Source organism: Pedobacter sp., assembly GCF_965249885.1.
Classification (GTDB): Bacteria; Bacteroidota; Bacteroidia; order Sphingobacteriales; family Sphingobacteriaceae; genus Pedobacter.
Genome location: NZ_OZ252254.1, coordinates 2,015,943 through 2,037,592, shown reverse-complemented (window position 1 = coordinate 2,037,592; position 21,650 = coordinate 2,015,943). Strand labels below are relative to the sequence as shown.

The following is a 21,650-nucleotide window of genomic DNA, read 5'->3' as shown; positions in this document are numbered from 1 at the left end:
ATAAATTATCCAAGGCAGACTAGAATTTCAACTTAATACGGTTATCTTAATAGATTTTGAATGGCTTGATTAACTTGTTCGAAGCCAAACTGACTTAAAGTATGGTTCATTCCCGCAGCTATTTCATCATTCATCAAATTGCCTATGCTGCCTTCGTGACTGTGTTTTACTTCGTACATTGGTTTAAAAGTACCCGTTTCAATTTGCTGACCAACTAATTTATAGGCATCTCTAAAAGGCATACCATTTAACGCTAGTTCGTTAACTACCTCCACGCTAAATAGGTAATCGTACTTTTTATCTTTCAAAATATCGTCTTTAATGCTGATGTGCTGGAGCATAAATGTGGCGATTTCCAAACATTCATTCAACGAGATAAATGCAGGGAACAAATTCTCTTTCAGCAACTGTAAATCGCGATGATATCCCGAAGGCAAATTGGTGGTCATCATGGCAATTTCATTAGGCAAAGCCTGAATTTTATTACAACGAGAACGGATCAGCTCGAAAACATCTGGGTTTTTCTTGTGTGGCATGATACTGCTACCGGTGGTCAACTCGGATGGGAAACTGATAAAACCAAAGTTTTGATTAATGAACAAACAAACATCCATTGCCATTTTGGCCAACGTTGCCGCCACTGACGACATGGCCTGTGCTAAAATTCGCTCAGTTTTGCCACGACCCATTTGGGCATAAACTACGTTGTGATTTAAGCTTTCAAAACCTAAAAGCTGGGTAGTTAAAGTTCTATTTAAAGGAAATGAAGAACCATAGCCCGCAGCAGAACCTAGAGGATTTTTGTTAGTGATTTTCCAAGCGGCAAGCATTAACTCCATATCATCAGCCAAACTTTCAGCGTAAGCACCAAACCACAAACCGAAAGATGATGGCATGGCAATCTGTAAGTGCGTATAGCCCGGCAGCAACTTATCTTTATGTGTTTCACTTAAGTTGATCAACTGGTTAAACAACGCTTCGGTATTACCCACCATTTCCTCAATGCAACTACGGAAATACAGTTTTAAATCCACCAAAACCTGATCGTTGCGTGAGCGCCCGCTATGAATCTTCTTTCCAGCTTCTCCTATGCGTTGGGTTAACAACCACTCTACCTGGGAGTGTACATCTTCTACGGTATCTTCGATTACGAAACTACCTGCTTCTATCTCCTTGTAAATCTCCTTCAAAGCAGCTTGCACTTCCGTAAGCTCATCAGCAGTAAGCAAATTGATGGTTTGTAGCATTTCCGTGTGTGCTAAAGATCCCAACACATCAAATTTCGCCATTTGCAAATCCAATTCCCTGTCTTTCCCTACAGTGAAATTTTCTACAAATTGGTTTACATCAATATTCTTTTGCCAAATTTTCATCGCTTACGTCCTGTTTTACACGCATTTTCATTCCAGCCTAGCAGAGTTCTATTTATTAGATTTATCGCTATGCTTAGAATGACAAAGCCGCTGTTTTAAATTCCTGCAAAAATACAATAATTACCTCAAGAATAAGGAGCACAATAGAGATATTAAAATTGAAACATTGTTGCATTTACAAATAGCGATTTTCCAATTATTACTCTACATTTGTGTAACCACTAATTACAAATTATGAAGAAAATAACTTTAGCGCTATTCTTACTTGGCGGATTGGCCACTCAAGCCATTGCACAAGTTAAACCTGCCTTAACTTGGAAAGACGTTTCTAAATGGAACTATAACCGAGGCAGCGCACTTTCTGCTGATGGCCAATGGACCGCTTGGGCTACCGGACCAACAGAGGGAGATTTGAAACTCATCATCAAAAAAACTTTTGACACTTTAAGCAGAAGCTATGCTATTGGTGCCACTCCAACCATGGCTACCTTCTCCAAAAACTCGAAATATGCTGCTTTTAAAGTGTCCGCAAAAGATGCTGAAGTAAAGGCCGCAAAAAAAACGATGAAGCCGCTTTACGATAAGTTAACTATTGTAAATTTAGCAGATGATAAACAAACAAGTTTTGAAAGGGTAAGATCCTTTGCTTTCGCTGGCGAGGCTTCCGACTGGATTGCTATTCAATTTGCTGCTTTGGAGAGTGCACCAAAAGATAAAGATGCGGCCAAAGGGACTGACATGCTCCTTTATCATTTAGCGAGTAAAAAGAGCTTCAACTTAGGTAATGTTAGCGAATACGCATTTAACAAAGCGGGTGATAAACTGGCTTACACTGTAGATGCGAACGGGCAAAATGGTAACGGCGTTTTTTTGAGAGACATGAAGACCGGAACCACTACGGCATTGGATAATGACAAAGCAACTTACAAAAGCATTAACTGGAATGACGAGGGAACTGCTTTTGCATTGTTAAAATCTAACAAAAATGAAAAATATAAGGATGATGTTTGGAGCGTTATCGGCATCAATAAAATTAATGGCGACTTAACCGCAAAAGTAATTTATAACGGCGTTGATGATACTAATTTCCCTAAAGGAATGGGTATTAACACTAACGCAACGCCTTATTGGTCGGAAGACCAAAGCACTTTATTTTTTGGCATCAATACCTTGCTTGCCAAGGAAGATAAAAAAGCTGATACTGCCGCTAAAGCAAAACCTGATGTAAAATTAGATAGTACTGCAAAAGCTAAAACAAAACCAGCGCCAGTAGCAGAAGCTAAAAAAGACGATATTGAAAAGCCAGACATGATCATTTGGAACTGGCAAGATAGGCGCTTGCAATCTGCACAACAAACTCAAGAAATGAGAGATAAAAACTTTAGTTATGTAAGTTCTTATCGCGTTGCGGACAAAAAATTCACTCAATTAGCGGATAGCATAATGCGTTCTGTAATGGTTGCGCCAAAACAACTTTACGCCATTGGTTACGACAACAGCAAGTATGAACTGATGGGCAATTTGGATGGACAAAGTTATACCGACATCTATCTAATTGATCTTAAATCTGGAAGTAAGAAACTATTGTTCGAAAAAATGTATGCTACTAATGGTGGCCGTTTAAACGTGGCTCCAAATGGCAAAATAGCGAGTTATTATGTAGATGGCGTGTTTTATAGCATTAATTTTGAGAATGGCCAGAAAGCAAATTTAACCGGAAAAATTAACGCTTCATTTGTTGATCAGTTGGATGATCACAACGTGAATAAACCTGCTACCTCAAATTACGGCTGGTCGGCTGATTCGAAATATGCGTTGGTCATGGACAACTACGATCTTTGGAAAATTTCTGCCGATGGCAAATCGGTTACCGCATTAAGCGATAATTGGAAAAGCAAAAAAATGCAGGTATACGGTAGAAATAGAATTTACACGGAGGAAAAAGGGACTGATTTAAGCAAAGATCAATACTTCACTGTTTTCAATACCAAAACCAAAGACATGGGACTTGGCTTGCTTCCGGCAGGAAAATCGAAAATACAGGTTTTATTTACCGATGCCAACGCTTACAACCAGCTTACTAAAGCTGAAAATGCCAAGGTTTTTGCTTTCAGTAAGAGCAACTATGCCCAATCACCAATTATTTACAGCAGCGCATCGGCTGATTTAAGCAATGCAAAAGCGGTAAACACCAACACCCCTGACCAAGCTAAATATGCGTGGACTACCGGCGTTAAGCTGATTGATTACGTTAGCGCACATGGAGATACTTTACAAGCAGCCTTATATCTGCCAGCAAACTACGAAAAAGGGAAATCTTACCCAACCATTACTTATATCTACGAACGTTTAACAGACGGCTTAAATAACTACAGCATGCCAAGTTTCCCGGGCGGAGGTTTTAATGCTGCAATGTACCTAAGCAACGGATACGCAGTACTTATGCCAGATATCAAATACAAATTGAACGATCCTGGCATGTCGGCAGTAGCCTGCGTAGTGCCTGCAGTTAAAGCTGCTATTGCTACTGGCATTGTTGACGAGAAAAATGTGGCTATTCATGGGCACTCGTGGGGAGGTTACCAAACTTCGTTCTTGATTACGCAAACTAACATTTTTAAAGCTGCTGCTGCTGGTGCGCCGTTAACCAACATGATTAGCATGTACAGCTTAATCTACTGGAACAGCGGCGGTACCAACCAAGCCATTTTTGAAGCTAGCCAAGGCCGTTTAACGCCAGGTTACTGGGATAACTGGGATGCTTTTGCCCGCAACTCTCCTATTTATCACATCAAAAAGGTGCAAACGCCTTTATTATTACTTCATAACGATAAAGATGGTGCTGTTGATTTCACTCAAGGTATCGAGTACTATAATGGTTTAAGAAGATTGAACAAACCTGTGGTAATGATTACCTACAAAGGTGAAAATCACGGTATCGCTAAATTGCCAAATCGTAAAGATTATGCAGTACGTATGATGGAGTATTTCGATTACATGTTGAAAGGCAAACCAGCTCCTGAGTGGTGGAGCAAAGGAGTTAACCGTTTAGATATGGAGAAACACCTAGAAACTAGGGCTTTTGAAGAAACTGAAAACTAACGAAAGGGCGGTGAAGTTTCACCGCTTTTTTTATTTGGTATGGAAATAGCTTCTACAGGTCATCTAAGCTTTATGAACAGATTTCTGATATCCCTAATTGCCATAGTTGGCTGCATATCTTGTAGAAAGCCATTTAACGTACAGCACTTCCATGAAACGGTATTTATTGATTCTGTATCGCTAGACACTACGCTAAAACCTAGGAAAAAGGATACTCAAATAAGATACTATCCGGTTTATTATACTGGTCCGTTACAAGACACTATTCACTTGGGAGAAAAGCTTCCTAGCCATGGAGAAAATAAAAATTTTCAAGATTTTGTATTAAGGAGTCTTGACGAAGTAACGCTCACTGTAGATACTTCTATCAAACTAAATAACCTTACGATTTTCGAAAGCTATCGTACAGGCGATGATACTTTTGCTAAACGAGTGGACTCCATTATAAAAGAGCCAGCTTATGCCATTATTCTGCAAAATCGAAGCGACTCTACTTTATTTTTGGGACATTTCAACTATTTGAGAAGTATAGTAATGCAATATCAAGATAAATCAGGAAAATGGAAGGACGTTGAAAAAGCTGCATTTGCTTATGATACATGCCTTACTTTCGCTAAAAATATAGTTGTTGGGCCTAAGCAGATTCTTGTTGCAAAACTAATCGAATATGAGGGCAACTTCGCTCCTTTGTGCCGACTGAAACTAATGAATTTTGATCAAACTTGCTATTCCAATACTTTTCATTTTAAGCTCGACAAGTCTATTATTAATCAAAACTAATTTTAATTCTCTCTTTTATTACTGGCCACTCGCTTTTTAAAATGCTGTAAAAAACCGTATTGCGAATGAAGCCGTCAGCTATTTTCATGTGCTGCCTCAACGTTCCCTCCTCTGTTGCGCCTAACTTTAATATCGCTCTGCGAGATCGTACATTACGTTCATCGGCTTTGAGCTCAATTCGATTTAAACCTAAAGTTTCAAAACCATATTTTAGGATTTCGTATTTCATTGCTTTGTTCAAACCAGTGCCTTGAAATTCCTTTCCGATCCAAGTCCAGCCAATTTGTCCGCGTTCATCTTTCCAGCTAATCTCGGCTAAGCGAGTACAACCTGCCACTTTTCCAGATTCAGCATCTATAATTATCCAAACTGCACAAATTCCAGCAGCGCCATCAGCCAATGCAGACTGGATATACTGATGTAGATTTTCTCGGATGCTTAAATCTTTAAGGCCATAAATCCAAAGTGCCTTTTCCTGAGCAATCGGCCAAAGCAAATCTTCATCGCTTTGCTGCAAAGGACGTAAGATTACTTTTTGGTTTTGAAGGGTTGGGGATAAATTGTCCATTTGGAGTTGTCGTGGTGTTGGGTTTAATTTCTTTTAAAGTAGTTTCTTGTATTAAATGTAGTCTTTCCCGCTAACTTAATCATATTTACGAAAATGGTAAAATGGCGGCAATTAACCGCCATTTCTACTTATATGCTTGCAATAAATGGTGCTTTCCGAATGTATGCTTCACTTTGCAATTGCTCAACAATAAAGTTAGCCAAATCCGCAGCACTAACTTGATCACCAGGGCAATTACCAAGATCTACCTTAATTCCTTTGGTTATCTCAGTTTGTTCAATTAAAGGCAGTCTTACTAAAGTCCAATCTACACTACATTGCGCCAAAACTTCATATTCCAATTGCTTATCGTTAGTGGTTGGAGCGTAGTTAACACGCATCCAATCGCTAGCTTGTTGAACCTTTTCGCTTTTATAATCATTTGGCACGTCAACACTCAAACCTGTTGTTACGATATATCTTGTTATTTGCAGTTTGTTCATGGCATGTAAGACATTCTTAGTAGCTGTACTAAAAATTGGTGATTCGCCTTTGGGCTGTCCGAGAGTACTCAGTACCGCCGTGCAACCTTGTAGTAAACGTTCTATATCTTCAGGATTTCTGGCGTCACCTTTTATTTTGTCAATAGCTGGATGATGAAGCTCTAATCGATCAGGATTTCGCAATAGCATTTTTATACTAAAACCTTCCTTTAATAATTTTTTAGTTAGATATTTTCCTGATTTTCCTGTGCCGCCAATTAAGGCAATATGATGATGATTAGTCATGATCTCTTATAAATATTTAGATAATAAAATGAACCTTCGAACATCTATATGTTCGATAAATAAGCGTTGTAGCTTGCTTGGTTATATTTATTAAGAGATTTTAATACTCGAATTTAGACAACAAAATTTGAATTCAAATGATTTTGTTGTCTAAATTTTTGATATGTTGATGAAGATGCTAACATGTGCATTACTCTTCAAACATGATTTTAATGATGTCGGTAATTCATTGGTGCAGCATACACAACCCGATTGGCTATCGTAACTCAAAAAAATCTAACGCTTTAGATTGCTTCGTCGTTCCTCCTCGCAATGACGCTTAGGCATAAAGAGGTAAGATTACTTTTCGGTTTTGAAGGGTTGGGGACAGGTTTTGGTTTGTCACTTTAGTTATTTGTACCGTTAATTAGTGCGTCATACCACATTCGATGGGTATCGTAACGGAAAAAAAATATAACGCCTTAAGATTGCTTCGTCGTTCCTCCTCGCAATGACGCTTAGGTGTTAAGTCAAATTGTAATTCGTCAATCTAAAATCTACAATCCCACCACTGGCTTTAACATGGCGATATAGCCTTCAATGCCCTGTCTTATTTCATCGACGTATAAAAATTCATCTGCCATGTGCGAGCGACCAGAAAAGCCTGGACCGCATTTTAAAGATGGAATTGACAATAAAGCCTGATCCGACGTAGTTGGTGAGCCATAAGTGTTTTTCCCTAAGGCTATACCCGATACCACAATTGGATGGTTTTTATCTATGGATGATGGTTTCAATCGTACAGATCGAGGTTTCACTTCGCAACTGACATGCTGCTTAATAATTTCTACCACTTCTTCATTCGTGTAAGCATCAGTTACGCGAACATCAACCGTGAAAGTACAATTGGCAGGTACTACATTGTGCTGCGAACCAGCGTTAATGATAGTCACCGTCATTTTAACCGGACCAAAAACCTCCGATACTTTTGGAAATTGATAAGTACGGAACCATTCGATATCAGGCAGTGCTTTGTAAATGGCATTTTCGCCCTCTTCCCTTGCTGCGTGACCCGCTTTTCCATGTGCGGTGCAATCAATTACCAGCAATCCTTTTTCAGCAATGGCCAAATGCATTTCAGTAGGCTCGCCAACAATGGCAAATTCCAACTCTCCCAAATCTGGGATTACCAATTCCAAGCCGTTATTTCCAGAGATTTCTTCTTCGGCTGTTGCCGCCAAACAGAAGTTATATTTCAAACCTTCCTGCTCGTAGAAGTATAGAAAAGTAGCAATTAGCGACACCAAACAACCACCAGCATCATTACTGCCCAAACCAAACAATTTACCATCTTCAATAGCAGCATCATAAGGGTCTCGGGTATAGCCCGAATTTGGTTTTACCGTATCGTGATGCGAATTGAGCAAAATTGTAGGTTTAGCAGCGTCGAAATGCTTGTTATAAGCCCACACATTATTAAGTTTTCTGTGTGTCTGGATTCCATGCTCACCTAAAAACTGTGCAATTAAGTTGGCGGTTCTATCTTCTTCCTTACTAAAAGACTGAATGCGGATTAAATCCCGCAACAATTCCGTACTTTCTTTAATTAGTTTTTCAATCATTCTATTTACGATATTAGAATTACGATTTACGATTTTGTTCGTTCCTGCGAATAGTAACTATTGATGCCACTATTATCGATAACAATTCATTTCCCTCATCCCAGTTACTTCGAATAAATTCTCTCTCATTAGGATTGAATCGTTCCAACAACTCCAGAAAGAACTTCGTTTCATCTACTCCTCTTCGACTATCTTTAATTTATTTATGAAATCTGCAGTTGATTTTGCTCTACATGCAGCCCTATAGTTTGCTCCAACTGAACTAGAACATCTTACTAATTGATTTGAATAATTTTTATTTATAACGTTATATGGCAAATTTGAAATTAGCTTAGCGATTGAAATAGAATATGCTTTTGTTCGCTGTTTTAACGTCTCACTATTCATAATCGTAAATCTAAAATCGCCCGTCGTACATCCTTTTATTCATTATAAAGTCCACCAGCTTTTTTAGCCGACAGCTTAATTCCTTTAATTAGTGACGAACTGAAACCATTATGTTCCATTTCATTTAACCCAGCAATGGTACAACCTTTCGGCGAAGTTACCTTATCTATTTCAGTTTCGGGGTGTGTTGCATTGAGCAGAAGCAAATCAGCAGCTCCTTTTGCGGTTTGCACTGCCATTTTCAAAGCATCGTGGGCATGGAAACCAATCTCTACACCACCTTGAGAAGCTGCTCTAATGCTGCGCAAAAAGAACGCGATGCCACAAGCACACAAAGCCGTAGCTGAAGTCATCAAATCTTCCTGAATGGTTACCACAGCACCAACGGTTTCAAAAAGAGTCACCACTTCATTCAAATTCTCTTCCGAAGCATTATCTGTAGCTACGCAAGTCATGCTCTGCCCTATTGAAATTGCTGTATTTGGCATTGCTCTAATCACCTGCACATTATCGCCCAACTCCTTGCGTACATCGGCACAGCTAACGCCCGAAATCACAGATACAAATAACTGCTTTTCTGGATTTACGGCCGGAGCCAACTGTGTTAACACTTTTTTTAATTGTTGCGGAAGTACTGCCAAAACAATGATGTCAGCACCTTCAATCGCGGTGAGGTTATTGTCGCTTACGTTAAAGCCAGCAGCAATTTCTTCGGTCATCAGTTTAACATTCCTACGCGTTAAAGTGATGTTTTCGGCTTTGCAATAAGTTTTGTTCACTAGTCCTTTCGCTAGTGAAAGTCCGATGTTTCCGCTACCGATAATGGTTATTTTTTTATTCATTTGATTACACCGATTTTATAATTACACGGATTAATATTTATAATGTCATACTGAGCGAAGGCGAAGTATTTGAAAAGCAGTGGCAGTAGTTCTTTTTATCGTTCGTCCCGCTATTCGCTACAATCTTTTTTAACTTCTTGTCATGCTGAGCTTGTCGAAGCACATTTCATCGCTCACAATGCTTCGACAAGCTCAGCATGACAGATAACGAAAGCTTTTGCTAAAAAAAGTATTTTCGCTACTATCAGGTTTAGAACTAACAGCCTTTGCTATTTACCTCCAAACTCAACTTAATCCCGTCATTGCGAGGCACGAAGCAATCCTACAACGATGGGTAAGCTATCCAATCATTCGCCTTAAGATTGCTTCGTGCCTCGCAATGACGAACTAGTCTACCTACTTCAACAGCTTAGTGCCAAAACTCCCTTTTTCGATCTCAGTCAACTCATCGGCTTTGCCAATATAAACCGAGACCACGCCTTTATTGATGGCTTCAAAAGCATTGTGCAATTTGGGAATCATTCCTCCAGCCACGGTTCCATCAGCTTTTAAATGTTCAAAATCAGTTGAACGGATTTCTCTTACCACCGTTGTTTCATCGTTTACATCTTTCAGCACACCTTTTTTCTCAAAGCAATATACCAAATGTGTTTCATAAACGCTCGACATGGCCACCGCCACCGCTGATGCAATAGTATCCGCATTGGTGTTCAACAATTGCGTTTCTCCATCGTGGGTAATGGCACAAAATACAGGTACAAATCCGGCTTGCAGCAGGTTTGTTAACGATGATACAGAAACCGAACTTTCATCCAAATCGCCCACAAAACCATAGTCAATTTCCGTTCCCTCTAACTCTCCCTCTTTTGGAGCCACTTTTATAATTGGTCGCTTTTTGGCTTTAATGATATTTCCGTCCGCACCTGTTAGGCCTATTGCATTAGCTCCCCTAGCTTGCAACTGCGCCACAATATTTTTATTGATTAGCCCGGCGTACACCATAGTTACCACACGCAAAGTGGCAATATCGGTAATCCTACGCCCATCTATCATCTTGGCTTCAATACCTAAAGAAGCACTGGTTTCGGTCGCAATCTTACCTCCACCATGAATAAGGATTTTAGGCCCTTCTAAGCGAGTGAAATCCTCCAAAAAATGATGTAGGTTTTCGGAATTATCAATAACGTTTCCGCCAATTTTAACGATGGTTAGTTTTTGCATAAATTTTTGTTAGGTTGTTGAAAGGTTGGAACGTTTTAAAGTTATAATGTTGCCAAATTCTATTCTGACCAAACTGCCAATTCATAGCCGTCAGGGTCGGTAAATTGGAAACGTCTACCGCCAGGAAAGCTAAATATATCTTTCACAATTTTTCCGCCAGCAGCCAATACTTTTTCCAAAGTAGCTTCAAGGTCTGATGAATAAAGTATTACCAAAACAGTTCCGCTAACTGGTTTACCTGTCGTAAATCCGCCATCAACGTACTCGCCTTCAAATGATGTATAGTCTTGCCCATAGTCGGTAAACTTCCAACCAAAACATTTGGTGTAAAAATCCTTTGCTCGGTTGATATCTGCCGATAGGAATTCGATGTATTGTATCTGTTCGTGTTTTAGTTTTTGCATAATATCATATTTCGTCATTGCGAGGAACTGCTTGCTCCGATAATTCGGAGAAGCAATCTTAAATCGTTCACTAGTTTATCGCTTATTAGTTCAAGTCGTCAAACAAGTCTAGTCATGAAGGATTTAGACTTGTTATGATATTTATTTTTTGTTGTCTATTACCTCCCTTAATTCTTTTTTCTTCATTAATGGCTTCTTCAATGCTTGGAAAGAACTTGAAGTAGACAAGTTTGTAGCATTTGTATTTTGATGTAAAACTATTTTGGTAGAAGTTATCTTTATGTTGCCAAACTCTGTGTCTTAAATCAGAAGTAATACCAGTATAATAAACGCTATTGAATTCGTTTGTCATAATATAAACATAACCACCTTTTCCAATCATACATTTTTGTATTTTCAGTGCCAAGTGCTACTACGAGTGGCGAAGAAATCAATCCCAATGTGGCAGCAAAGTTAATCCACCCACTGTTGTAAGATTGCTTCGTTCCTCGCAATGACGAAAAGAGTTTACAACTCCTCCAGCATTGCTTTCAACACTGCTTGTGCCGACCATAATCTGTTGCCCGCTTCGTGAATAACCAAGGAATTTGGCCCATCCAATATTTCAGAAGCTAATTCCAAATCACGGCGAACAGGCAAACAATGCATCACTTTTGCGTTACTGGTTAGCTTCAATTTTTCGTTGTTCATCATCCATCCATCGGGAAAATCTAACAATTGACCATAATCTTTATAGCTGCTCCAATTTTTTACGTAAACGTAATCCGCATCAGTTATTGCCTCATCTAAATTATAGGAGATCTTAGCACCAGGTGTGAAGCTTTCTTCCAATTCAAAACCTTCTGGTTGAGCAATCGTAAAATCCACCATTCCTTCTGCTTGAGCTCTGCACATCCACTCTGCAAAAGAATTTGGCACTGCCTGTGGCAAAGGCTTAATGTGTGGAGCCCAAGCCAGTACCACTTTAGGCTTGGCTTTTGCTTCCACTCGGTAAGGTTCCCAAGTTTCGTGAATGGTGATCAAATCTGCTAAACTTTGTAAAGGATGTCGAGTTGCACTTTCTAAGCTAACTACCGGTACACCACAAAATTTCACAAATTTATTGAAGAACTCCTCGTTATAATCTTCCTCTCTATTTTGTAGTTTCGGAAATGAACGTAAGCCCAAAATATCACAATATTCGCCCATAACTGCCGCCGCTTCACGTATGTGCTCAACCGTAGTGCCGTTCATAATTACGCCGTCTTGTGTTTCTAAAGCCCAGCCTTCCTTATCCATGTTCATCACCATTACATTCATCCCTAAATTAAGAGCTGCTTTTTGGGTGCTTAAACGGGTGCGCAAGCTAGGGTTCATAAATACAAGTCCTAGCGTTTTATTTTTACCTAAATCGCTATGCGCATACGGATTTGCCTTGAGTGCTAAAGCACTTGCTACTAATTGTTTGATGTCGGTTACATCATTTACGGAAGAGAATAATTTCATCTTAAGCAAAAAGTTAAAAGCGGAAAGCAAAAAGCCTTTCCTAGTTTACTGTCTAATTTTATTCAAGAGGCCAATCAACATTGCTTTAACCTCATCAATTTATCAATGTCGTCATTGCGAGGCACGAAGCAATCTTACAACTTTAGTAAGGCATGCTGCTTTAAGATTGCTTCGTGCCTCGCAATGACGGGTCGGTTTGTTTTACTTTACTAATTTACCGAATGCCTCCAAAAACTCATCAGCGTGTTCCTTTGTTAAATTCAAGGCTGGCAATAAGCGAATTACATTGGGTTTAGCTTCTCCGGTAAAGATGAAATGTTTAAACAACAAATCCTTTTTAACGTGAGCTAATTCTTCAGGTAACTCAATACCAATCATTAAACCTCTACCACGCACCTCTTTCACTTGCTCAAACTTCTGTAATTGCTCAATTAAGTAAGTCCCCACTTCTTCGGCATTTTTCATCAAGTTATCTTTCTCGATTACTTCTAGCACTGCTAATGCCGCTGCACAGGCTAAATGGTTGCCACCAAAAGTGGTGCCCAATTGCCCGTGCCATGGTTTAAATTTTGGAGCAATGGAAATTCCGGCAATTGGAAACCCGTTGCCCATTCCTTTTGCCATGGTGTAAATATCTGCTTCAACACCTGCCCAATCATGCGAATAGAACAAGCCGGTTCTGCCGTAGCCACATTGTACGCTATCAGCAATATAAACCGCATTATACTCATCGCAAATCGAACGGATTTTTTGCAAGAAACTTTTTGAGGCTTCCTTAATTCCGCCAACACCTTGGATGCCTTCGATGATTACCGCAGCGATTTCATTTCCATGTTTCGCAAATTCTTCAGCCAATGCTTGCTCATTGTTGAAAGGCAAGAATATGATGTTCTCGGTTTCGTTCACTGGTGCAACGATCTTCGGATTATCAGTAGCGGCAACAGCTAGAGATGTACGGCCGTGGAAAGCTCCTTTAAAAGCAATCACTTTCTTTCTTCCATTGTAAAACGATGCCAGTTTTAGTGCATTTTCGTTGGCTTCGGCTCCCGAGTTACATAAAAATAACTGGTAATCGGTTTTTCCTGAAACCTGTCCTAATTTCTCCGCCAACTGTGTTTGCAAAGGAATTTTTATAGAGTTAGAATAAAATCCAACTTTATTCAACTGCTCAGTTAAACGTTGCACATAATGTGGGTTGGTATGGCCAATGCTAATTACCGCATGACCGCCATACAGGTCTAAATATTTTTGTCCGTTAGCATCCCAAACATTGCTTCCAGATGCTTTTGTGATTTCTATATTGTTTAATGGGTATACGTCGTATAAGTTCATTTTTATATCGTTTGTGTAGAGCCGCATTACAATGCGGCTTTTTTTAAATAACATATTTAATGAGCCCCACAAGTGCGACTCTCTTGTTTTTTTACATAAGCCACATCATTATGTGGCTCTACGGGCTAGGTTCAAATCATCATTTGCCCATTTTTCAGGATTGTTAATAATATATTGCCGGACGGCTCGTAATTCCCTATCATCCCGTATAATCCGGTCATGAAATCTGGTTTGCCAATCAAACTCTATTTGGTTATTATTTGCATACCGTTTTACAGATGCTTTAAAGGCCCTAATAACTGCTCCTAAATTTTGTGATTGACTTCCGAACTTATTTTCAGTCCAATCAGACTTCTCTGGGCGGTTAAAAAATAAAATTCCATGTAAATGATTAGGCATGACTACAAATTCATCTAATTCTACAAATGGATAGTGCTTTGGAATTTCTTGCCAAAAATCATTTGCAATTTGACCAATTTGCGTTAACCGTAGAGACGGATAATGGCGCATATTATTCTGGTTTGGAGACGGATAATTATCCGTCTCTACGGGGGAAATATTACCAAAATAATGAATGCGGTCTTTGGTACAAATGGTCACAAAATACAGTCCATGCGAACTGTAATCAAAACCTTGTAAACGATTTGACGGAATTCTATATTTATTTTGGAATTTATCGTCCACTGTAATTTTTAAAAATTCGCTGCCTTTAAGCGCAAACCGGTTGTTTGTTCCAAGCCAAACATTAAGTTCATATTCTGAACTGCCTGGCCGCTGGCGCCCTTTAAAAGGTTATCAATAATGCTGATGATAAATAATTTATTGCCGTGTTTCTCTAAGTGAATTAGGCATTTGTTGGTATTTACTACCTGCTTTAAATCAATATTTTTCCGACTTACATGAGTGAAAGGGTGATTGGCATAATAGCTTTCGTAAAGTTCGTATGCTTGTTCCTCCGTTAAATCACTTTCCGTATACATGGCCGCTAAAATTCCTCTGGTAAAATCGCCACGTTGTGGGATGAAGTTCAGCGCCTCTTTCACTTCACCTTGTAGTTGAACTAAGCTTTCTCCAATTTCATTGAGGTGCTGATGTTCAAAAGCTTTGTAAACCGAAAGATTATTGTTTCTCCAGCTGAAATGTGAAGTTTTGCTCAAACTTTGCCCTGCTCCTGTTGAGCCCGTAGTAGCGTTGATATGTACCTCGCTTTGCAACAAACCTCTTGAAGCCAATGGCAACAAACCCAACTGAATACAAGTAGCAAAACAACCCGGATTAGCAATATTTTGTGTCGAAGCAATTTTGTCTTTATTCAACTCCGGAAGTCCGTAAATGAACTCTCTTTCCAAATTTTGAATTTTGAATTTTGAATTTTGAATTAATCTGAAGTCCTGTGATAAATCGATGATTTTAATTCGCTCATCGATTGGATTTGCTTCCAAAAACTTCTTCGCATCGCCATGCCCCACGCAAAGAAAAAGCACATCAATATCTGGAGAGATCTGGTCTGTAAATCTCAAATCAGTATCGCCAAGTAAATCGGTATGTACGTCTGAAATTAGATTGCCAGCGTTACTGCTGCTATTTACAAAAGCAATTTCTACTTGTGGATGATTCACCAAAATACGCAGCATTTCGCCGCCTGTGTAACCTGCTCCTCCAATAATTCCTGCCTTTATTTTCATTAGTTTAGCTTTAATTTTCGTCATTGCGAGGAACGAAGCAATCCTAAAGCGATAAATACTTACTAAAGTTGTAAGATTGCTTCGTTCCTCGCAATGACGCTGTTCTTTTTTAACCTTCTACTTCTCCGAATTCACTTTATGCCAAATCATCACTTGGTTACCGAAAATTTTAGAGAATCCTTTTACATCTTCACCGCTCCAAGCGTTGTTCATTTCGCCGTAGCTTCCAAATTTATTGCTCATTAAATCGTTAGCACTTTCGATGCCTACAATATGGAAACGATAAGGCAACAACTCAACAAACACTTTTCCATTTACAGTACTCTGCGTAGAAGTTAAGAAAGCTTCCATATCTCTCATAATTGGATCGTGGAATTGACCTTCGTGCAACCAGTTACCGTAAAATGAGGATAAGTTTTCTTTCCAGCTTAACTGCCATTTGGTTAAAGTATGTTTTTCTAATGCGTGGTGTGCTTTAATGATCACCATCGGTCCTGCTGCCTCGAAGCCTACACGACCCTTAATGCCAATAATCGTATCACCAACGTGAATATCCCTACCAACACCAAAAGGCGCTGCAATAGCTTGTAATTTCTGAATTGCCCTCACCGGTGCTAACTTCTCGCCATCAACTGCTACCAACTCCCCTTTTTCGAAGGTTAGCTCTACTTGCTTCGCTTCGGTTTCCGTTACTTGCGTTGGCCAAGCACTTTCAGGTAGGGTTTTGTTTGATGTCAATGTTTCTGCACCGCCTACTGATGTTCCCCATAAACCTTTATTGATCGAGTACTTAGCCTTTTCAGCAGTATATTCTACGCCATGCTTAGCTAAATATTCAATTTCCGCTTCGCGGGATAATTTCAAATCTCTAATTGGTGTAATGATCTCCACATTTGGAATCAAGATATTAAAGATCATATCGAAACGTACTTGATCATTACCCGCACCGGTACTACCGTGAGCTACATAATCCGCACCAATTTTCTTTACATAATTAGCTATGGCGGTGGCTTGGCATACACGCTCTGCACTTACCGATAATGGATAAGTAGCATTTTTCAATACATTACCAAAAATCAAATACTTGATGCTATCGTTGTAATAGTTTTCGGTTTCATCAACCGCAGCATGCGACGTTACACCTAAAGCATAAGCCCGTGCTTCAATTTCCTTTAGCTCCTCTTCAGAAAATCCGCCAGTATTTACCACTACTGAATGGACTTCTAAATCTCTGTCCTTAGTTAAATGAATGCAACAGAATGAGGTATCTAAACCTCCGCTAAATGCTAAAACAACTTTTTTCTTCATCTTGTATTTATTTTAATGGTACTCTCGTCATTGCGAGGTACGAAGCAATCTTACAACGTGTAATACTTTCGCTTTAGGGTTGCTTCGTACCTCGCAATGACGACACTCTATTTCAATTTTATTTATTTATCAACGCCAAAAATATCAATAGTGATTTTAGGTCGCCGCCTTTATTTTTCTCGATTAAACGCTGCTTAATGCGCATAAAACGTTCATAAAGCTTCGGTTTTTTCTGCAGCTCTTCAGCAAATTCTTTCGCAGCTTCGTGTTTTTTCTCTTTCGGATCGTACAACATCGCCGTACACATACAGTTTTTGCGTTCCTTCATTTTTAAAATTTCGAAGTTAACGCAGCTTTGACAACCTTTCCAAAACTCTTCGTCTTGTGTAAGCTCCGAGTAAGTAACCGGCTCGTAACCTAAATCAGAGTTGATTTTCATCACAGCCAATCCAGTGGTCAAACCGAAAATTTTTGCTTTAGGATAGAGCTTTCTTGACAAAGCAAAAACTGCTTCCTTGATTGATTTCGCTAAACCTGCTTTGCGATATTTAGGACTCACAATTAAGCCCGAGTTGGCTACAAATTGCCCGTGGCTCCAAGTTTCGATGTAGCAAAATCCCGCCCAAGTGCCATCTTTGTGAAAAGCAATAACGGCCTTTCCCTCCTGCATCTTGCCAGCAACATATTCTGGTGTCCGTTTAGCGATACCTGTCCCTCTAGCCTTTGCTGATTCAGCCATTTCTTCAACTATTTCTTCAGCAAAAACACGATGTTCAGGAAGTGCGACTTGCACTATAAAATCGTTAATGTTCATTAATTCTTTAACGAAAAAATAAGGTATTCTTGTTAATTGGGTTTTTATTGAGGATCAATTCCTCACGGGTTTAAGTTCCCTAGGGGTAAGACTTAAATCCTCGGCGTAAAGATTTGCCGACTAGTGGTAATGTAAGATATGGGTCGCAAACGCTCAATAAAATAACCATTAGTTGCCATGTTTTTGGCATCTATTACAGTTAGCTTATGGATATTTTGTTTGCTCATTTTAATCAAAAATCAATCCTCCCGAACCGATTGTGGCGCAAAGGTTTAAATAAAAATTGAGTTGTGCAATACAATTCGTATTTTTTTACATTTTGTTTAAGATTATTTAACGCCCTCATCGTATGATGTTAACAAACATGTAGCGTTTAGGTTTAGTTTTTCGTAACTATGTTATAGCTATAGAACGATGAGTTTCATTTTAACAAAGTTTAACATCAATATCAGAGCGATAAAACCAATATTTGTATATTTGAATTCCATTACTAATTGCTGTCAGTAACGATGGCCTACATTTTTTAGACATGAATACACTTTTTACCAAGTTTTCTTTAAAAACATTATACACCTCGTTGGCCATTTTAGTAGTTGCTTTGCTCGCTGCTTGCGGTAAAAACGATACAGAAACTCCTAATATTGGCTCTTTCAGCGTTTACAACACCTCACCTAGTTTTACTACTTACGATGTGTACATTAACGGAACTAAATTAAATCCCAGTGCCTTGCCTTACGCAGGCGGTGTAAAATATACTCAGCTTATACAAGGCTCCTACGAAGCGAAGTTTACCATTGCAAACGAAACTGCAAACGTATACACCAAAAGCAATATTGCAGTTGGAAATAATATATTCTCTACCCTTTACTTAACTGGAACTACTGGAAATTTTGATGGCTTGTTGCTTACTGATGATTTTTCCAATGCATCTACCGAAAAAGCGTACGTTCGTTTCATTAACCTTTCGCCAGATGCGCCGGCTTTAGATTTGGCGATAAAAGATGCCACTACAAGTTTAACCACGAACAAAGCGTACAAGGGATACAGCAGTTTTATTGCGGTGGATCCAGGGGCTAAAGTATTGGAAATTAAACTTACCAATGGTGCAACTGTAAAAGCTAGTGTTAACGAAACACTTGCTAAAGGTATTTTCTACACTGTTATTGCTGGTGGTAAAATTACGCCTAGCAGCGATTTAGAAAGACCTTTCAATGGTCAAATCTTAAAGCACCAATAGGCTAACTTACCTATTTCATTCTGCGCAATTTACCTATTTTGGCCATGCTTATTTGCGCTTACCTAACGTGGGAGAGATACTTTTTTTCCTACCGATAGCTATTCCTTTTCACATTTAATTGACGCTACTTCAATAGCGGATCATATCTACATTTAGACCTAGCTTACATGTGCCTCATGCACCGATAAGCTAGGTCTTATTACTATGCGTCACTCATTAAGGTAATTCTTTCTCTCAATCTTTATTTAGAATAATTAAAAATAATTTGCATTTAAAAGAAAGCTATTGTTTCTTTGCATCTGTTTAGAATTAATCCAAATAATAATTAGATGAAAATAAGATTATACTTTTTAACTGCGTTTACCCTACTGAGCTACATTGCCTATGCACAACACAGCGGATCCATTAAGGGCCGAATAACCACCTCCGATGGACTACCGGCTGCTTTTATCACCGTAGTAGTAAAAGAAAATAATCAAAATACTGTAACAGACGATAACGGAAATTACTCGCTTGGGAGATTAAAGCCCGGCAATTACACCATTAAAGCAAGCGCAATCGGTGTTGTGGCTCAAGAAAAAAGTATCATTATCAGCAACAACGAAACGATAAGCGCTAATTTCATCTTAAAAGAAAACAATCAAGCTTTACAGGAGGTTACCATTGCGGGCAAAAAGAACAAATATAAAATTAGTTTACCCTCTGCTTCGTTGCGCCTTAACGAACCCTTACTAGAAGCACCGCAAAACATCCAAACTATTAGCGATCAAATCATTAAAGATCAGCAAATCATTAGCATGAGCGATGGCTTGCTACGAAATGTGAGTGGCGCTGCCAGATCCGAACATTGGGGCGACTTGTACACCAACGTTAAAATGCGTGGATCGCAAGTGCAAGCTATGCGTAATGGCTTCAACTTCGTAAACTCTTACTGGGGACCATTAACTGAGGATATGAGTTTTGTTGATCACATCGAATTTGTAAAAGGTCCGGCTGGCTTTATGCTGAGCAACGGCGACCCTAGCGGACTTTACAACGTAGTCACCAAGAAGCCAACAGGCATCAATAAAGGTGAAGTATCATTTACTTTGGGAAGCTTTGATTTATACCGCACAGCCGTGGATTTTGACCACAAAATCACTGCTGATGGTAAGCTGCTTTTCAGGTTAAACGCCGCGGCACAAACCAAAGGCTCTTTTAGGCCTTTCGAGAAAAATGACAGATACACTTTCGCTCCATCTTTAAGTTATCAGTTAACGAGAAAAACCAAAATTACTGCGGAGTACGCCCTACAAAATGCTAAAATGACTGAAGTAGGTTCTTACTACATCTTTAGTCCGAATGGCTATGCCACTTTGCCTAGAGATTTTACATTCACGCAGCCTGGACTGCCCGATACAAAAATTAACGACCACAGTGCTTTTATAAATTTACAGCACAACTTCAGCGATACTTGGAAAGCCACTGCACAAGTAGCTTACTCCAAATATTTACAAGTTGGCTACAGCTCTTGGCCTTCAGCGGTGTATACCAACAATACCATCGTCAGGAATGTAGGTATTTGGGATGCAGAAAGCACCATGAAATTGGCTCAGTTTTTTATCAACGGAAAAGCGAATACCGGCGGCATCGTACACCGAATTTTGGCAGGTTTTGATGGCGGCAAAAAAGATTATCTAGCAGACTGGGGACAATCACATGATTTAGATTTAGTATCAGCTCCATTCAATGTCTACAACCCGAATTATGGTTTCCCGGCTAATGGATACCCGAACTTCGATAGAACCAAAAGCTTAAAAGAAAGAGCCACCGCAGCTGGAGGTTTGATAGATCAAAAGTACTTAAGCGCCTACATACAAGACGAGTTGGGTTTCTTCGATAATAGGTTAAGATTAACTTTAGCTGGTAGATACACCTACGTTAACCAATCTACCTACGGCGGTAAGCCCAACATAGGCAGAAAGGTAACACCTAGATTTGGATTGAGTTACTCAGTAGACCAATCAACCTCTATTTATGCTGTTTATGATCAATCTTTTGTACCTCAAACTGGTATTTTAAGAAGTGGCAAAGAAAACACTCCGCTTACAGGAACCAACTATGAATTTGGCTTTAAAAAGGATTGGTTTGATGGCAAATGGAACACTACGGTATCGGTTTACCGTATCTTGAAGCAAAATGAATTGGCAGCAGATCCATTCAACAAGCCTGGTGAGAATTTCAGCATAGTGATTGGCGAAAAAAGAGCCCAAGGTATTGAATTTGACTTACGAGGAGAAATTACCGCAGGCTTAAAACTAATTGCCAACTACGCCTATACAGATGGAAAAATTACCGAAGCGGTAGATGGTTTTGGCGTAGTGGGACAAGTAGTTCCAGGTTTTTCAAAACACACTTCAAACGCTTGGTTAAGCTATACGCTACAAAACGGCGCACTTAAAGGCACTGGGATTAGCGCTGGCTTTAGCCACTTGGCAGGCCGTGCTATGGGAACTTTTAGCGGCACAAACGAAGAAAGAAATCTGCCAGATTACTTCAAACTGGACGGAGGCCTTTTCTGGGAAAACAAAAGCATCCGAATTAATGCCAATGTACTTAATGTGTTAGACAAATATCTCTACACAGGAGCTTACTATACCGGCTATTGGAATGCACCTAATTATGATTTAGGTGTATACTCTTGGCAAGCCGAAGCCCCAAGAAATTACAGACTAAGCATCTCCTATAAGTTTTAAGTTAAAATA

At 39.3% G+C, this 21,650-nt stretch carries 19 protein-coding genes; 4 read left to right on the top strand and 15 right to left on the bottom strand.

Features of this window, described 5'->3' with window-relative positions; all coding sequences use genetic code 11:
* Positions 1–41 precede the first annotated feature (41 nt).
* Positions 42–1,373, bottom strand: coding sequence for an argininosuccinate lyase (argH, locus tag ACY2A0_RS08620; protein ID WP_461789152.1), 1,332 nt, complete (start codon positions 1,371–1,373; stop codon positions 42–44).
* 234 nt (positions 1,374–1,607) lie between these two features.
* Between argH and ACY2A0_RS08615 the strand changes: the two genes are divergently transcribed.
* Complete coding sequence (locus tag ACY2A0_RS08615) at positions 1,608–4,475, top strand: S9 family peptidase (RefSeq protein WP_461791334.1); 2,868 nt, start codon at positions 1,608–1,610, stop codon at positions 4,473–4,475.
* A 72-nt stretch (positions 4,476–4,547) separates the two neighbouring features.
* Positions 4,548–5,255: a hypothetical protein gene (locus ACY2A0_RS08610; RefSeq protein WP_461789150.1), complete on the top strand. Its 708-nt coding sequence runs from the start codon at positions 4,548–4,550 to the stop codon at positions 5,253–5,255.
* On the opposite strand, the gene ACY2A0_RS08605 is transcribed toward ACY2A0_RS08610, so the two are convergent.
* The 14 genes from ACY2A0_RS08605 to ACY2A0_RS08540 all read right to left on the bottom strand — a co-directional run bounded on the left by ACY2A0_RS08605 (position 5,242) and on the right by ACY2A0_RS08540 (position 17,669).
* A complete protein-coding gene (locus tag ACY2A0_RS08605; protein ID WP_461789149.1) occupies positions 5,242–5,823 on the bottom strand; it encodes a GNAT family N-acetyltransferase in 582 nt (193 codons plus the stop codon). The two genes, ACY2A0_RS08610 and ACY2A0_RS08605, sit on opposite strands and share 14 nt — an antisense overlap.
* 128 nt (positions 5,824–5,951) lie before the next feature.
* Positions 5,952–6,590, bottom strand: coding sequence for an NAD(P)-dependent oxidoreductase (locus ACY2A0_RS08600; protein WP_461789148.1), 639 nt, complete (start codon positions 6,588–6,590; stop codon positions 5,952–5,954).
* Positions 6,591–7,126: 536 nt separating this feature from the next.
* Positions 7,127–8,191 carry a M20 family metallo-hydrolase gene (locus ACY2A0_RS08595; protein ID WP_461789147.1) on the bottom strand — a complete coding sequence of 355 codons (1,065 nt, stop codon included), beginning with the start codon at positions 8,189–8,191 and terminating at the stop codon, positions 7,127–7,129.
* 174 nt (positions 8,192–8,365) lie between these two features.
* Positions 8,366–8,578, bottom strand: coding sequence for a four helix bundle protein (locus ACY2A0_RS08590; protein WP_461789146.1), 213 nt, complete (start codon positions 8,576–8,578; stop codon positions 8,366–8,368).
* Positions 8,579–8,613: 35 nt separating this feature from the next.
* Positions 8,614–9,420 carry a pyrroline-5-carboxylate reductase gene (gene proC / locus ACY2A0_RS08585; protein WP_461789145.1) on the bottom strand — a complete coding sequence of 269 codons (807 nt, stop codon included), beginning with the start codon at positions 9,418–9,420 and terminating at the stop codon, positions 8,614–8,616.
* Between the two features lie 396 nt (positions 9,421–9,816).
* Positions 9,817–10,641 (bottom strand): acetylglutamate kinase, encoded by an 825-nt coding sequence (argB, locus tag ACY2A0_RS08580; protein WP_461789144.1) that lies wholly within the window; start codon positions 10,639–10,641, stop codon positions 9,817–9,819.
* Positions 10,642–10,700: 59 nt separating this feature from the next.
* On the bottom strand, positions 10,701–11,045 hold the full coding sequence (locus ACY2A0_RS08575; protein WP_461789143.1) for a VOC family protein: 345 nt from the start codon (positions 11,043–11,045) through the stop codon (positions 10,701–10,703).
* 112 nt (positions 11,046–11,157) lie between these two features.
* The gene (locus ACY2A0_RS08570; protein ID WP_461789142.1) at positions 11,158–11,427 is read right to left on the bottom strand and encodes a GIY-YIG nuclease family protein; all 270 of its coding nucleotides are present in this window, start codon (positions 11,425–11,427) and stop codon (positions 11,158–11,160) included.
* A 125-nt stretch (positions 11,428–11,552) separates the two neighbouring features.
* Positions 11,553–12,530: a Rossmann-fold NAD(P)-binding domain-containing protein gene (locus ACY2A0_RS08565; RefSeq protein ID WP_461789141.1), complete on the bottom strand. Its 978-nt coding sequence runs from the start codon at positions 12,528–12,530 to the stop codon at positions 11,553–11,555.
* A gap of 201 nt (positions 12,531–12,731) precedes the next feature.
* Positions 12,732–13,862, bottom strand: coding sequence for an aspartate aminotransferase family protein (locus ACY2A0_RS08560; protein WP_461789140.1), 1,131 nt, complete (start codon positions 13,860–13,862; stop codon positions 12,732–12,734).
* A 108-nt stretch (positions 13,863–13,970) separates the two neighbouring features.
* Positions 13,971–14,546, bottom strand: coding sequence for a transposase (locus ACY2A0_RS08555; protein WP_461789139.1), 576 nt, complete (start codon positions 14,544–14,546; stop codon positions 13,971–13,973).
* 8 nt (positions 14,547–14,554) lie between these two features.
* Positions 14,555–15,547 carry an N-acetyl-gamma-glutamyl-phosphate reductase gene (argC, locus tag ACY2A0_RS08550; protein ID WP_461789138.1) on the bottom strand — a complete coding sequence of 331 codons (993 nt, stop codon included), beginning with the start codon at positions 15,545–15,547 and terminating at the stop codon, positions 14,555–14,557.
* Between the two features lie 117 nt (positions 15,548–15,664).
* Positions 15,665–16,855, bottom strand: a complete 1,191-nt coding sequence (argG, locus tag ACY2A0_RS08545) for an argininosuccinate synthase (RefSeq protein WP_461789137.1) — start codon at positions 16,853–16,855, stop codon at positions 15,665–15,667.
* A 118-nt stretch (positions 16,856–16,973) separates the two neighbouring features.
* Entirely contained in the window at positions 16,974–17,669 is a 696-nt protein-coding gene (locus tag ACY2A0_RS08540) for a GNAT family N-acetyltransferase (RefSeq protein WP_461789136.1), read from the bottom strand.
* A 529-nt stretch (positions 17,670–18,198) separates the two neighbouring features.
* Here ACY2A0_RS08540 and ACY2A0_RS08535 point away from each other — a divergent pair.
* Positions 18,199–18,906, top strand: a complete 708-nt coding sequence (locus ACY2A0_RS08535) for a DUF4397 domain-containing protein (RefSeq protein ID WP_461789134.1) — start codon at positions 18,199–18,201, stop codon at positions 18,904–18,906.
* Between the two features lie 329 nt (positions 18,907–19,235).
* Positions 19,236–21,641, top strand: coding sequence for a TonB-dependent siderophore receptor (locus ACY2A0_RS08530; protein WP_461789133.1), 2,406 nt, complete (start codon positions 19,236–19,238; stop codon positions 21,639–21,641).
* Positions 21,642–21,650 lie beyond the last annotated feature (9 nt).

Excerpts from the sequence above, each read along its gene's own strand:
- ACY2A0_RS08575 (WP_461789143.1), bottom strand. The coding sequence starts at position 11,045 with ATGCAAAAACTAAAACACGAACAGATACAATACATCGAATTCCTATCG.
- ACY2A0_RS08605 (WP_461789149.1), bottom strand. The coding sequence starts at position 5,823 with ATGGACAATTTATCCCCAACCCTTCAAAACCAAAAAGTAATCTTACGT.
- ACY2A0_RS08535 (WP_461789134.1), top strand. The coding sequence starts at position 18,199 with ATGAATACACTTTTTACCAAGTTTTCTTTAAAAACATTATACACCTCG.
- ACY2A0_RS08600 (WP_461789148.1), bottom strand. The coding sequence starts at position 6,590 with ATGACTAATCATCATCATATTGCCTTAATTGGCGGCACAGGAAAATCA.
- ACY2A0_RS08540 (WP_461789136.1), bottom strand. The coding sequence starts at position 17,669 with ATGAACATTAACGATTTTATAGTGCAAGTCGCACTTCCTGAACATCGT.
- argC (WP_461789138.1), bottom strand. The coding sequence starts at position 15,547 with ATGAAAATAAAGGCAGGAATTATTGGAGGAGCAGGTTACACAGGCGGC.
- ACY2A0_RS08610 (WP_461789150.1), top strand. The coding sequence starts at position 4,548 with ATGAACAGATTTCTGATATCCCTAATTGCCATAGTTGGCTGCATATCT.
- ACY2A0_RS08615 (WP_461791334.1), top strand. The coding sequence starts at position 1,608 with ATGAAGAAAATAACTTTAGCGCTATTCTTACTTGGCGGATTGGCCACT.
- ACY2A0_RS08590 (WP_461789146.1), bottom strand. The coding sequence starts at position 8,578 with ATGAATAGTGAGACGTTAAAACAGCGAACAAAAGCATATTCTATTTCA.
- ACY2A0_RS08595 (WP_461789147.1), bottom strand. The coding sequence starts at position 8,191 with ATGATTGAAAAACTAATTAAAGAAAGTACGGAATTGTTGCGGGATTTA.
- ACY2A0_RS08560 (WP_461789140.1), bottom strand. The coding sequence starts at position 13,862 with ATGAACTTATACGACGTATACCCATTAAACAATATAGAAATCACAAAA.
- argG (WP_461789137.1), bottom strand. The coding sequence starts at position 16,855 with ATGAAGAAAAAAGTTGTTTTAGCATTTAGCGGAGGTTTAGATACCTCA.
- ACY2A0_RS08565 (WP_461789141.1), bottom strand. The coding sequence starts at position 12,530 with ATGAAATTATTCTCTTCCGTAAATGATGTAACCGACATCAAACAATTA.
- proC (WP_461789145.1), bottom strand. The coding sequence starts at position 9,420 with ATGAATAAAAAAATAACCATTATCGGTAGCGGAAACATCGGACTTTCA.
- ACY2A0_RS08570 (WP_461789142.1), bottom strand. The coding sequence starts at position 11,427 with ATGATTGGAAAAGGTGGTTATGTTTATATTATGACAAACGAATTCAAT.
- ACY2A0_RS08530 (WP_461789133.1), top strand. The coding sequence starts at position 19,236 with ATGAAAATAAGATTATACTTTTTAACTGCGTTTACCCTACTGAGCTAC.
- argH (WP_461789152.1), bottom strand. The coding sequence starts at position 1,373 with ATGAAAATTTGGCAAAAGAATATTGATGTAAACCAATTTGTAGAAAAT.
- argB (WP_461789144.1), bottom strand. The coding sequence starts at position 10,641 with ATGCAAAAACTAACCATCGTTAAAATTGGCGGAAACGTTATTGATAAT.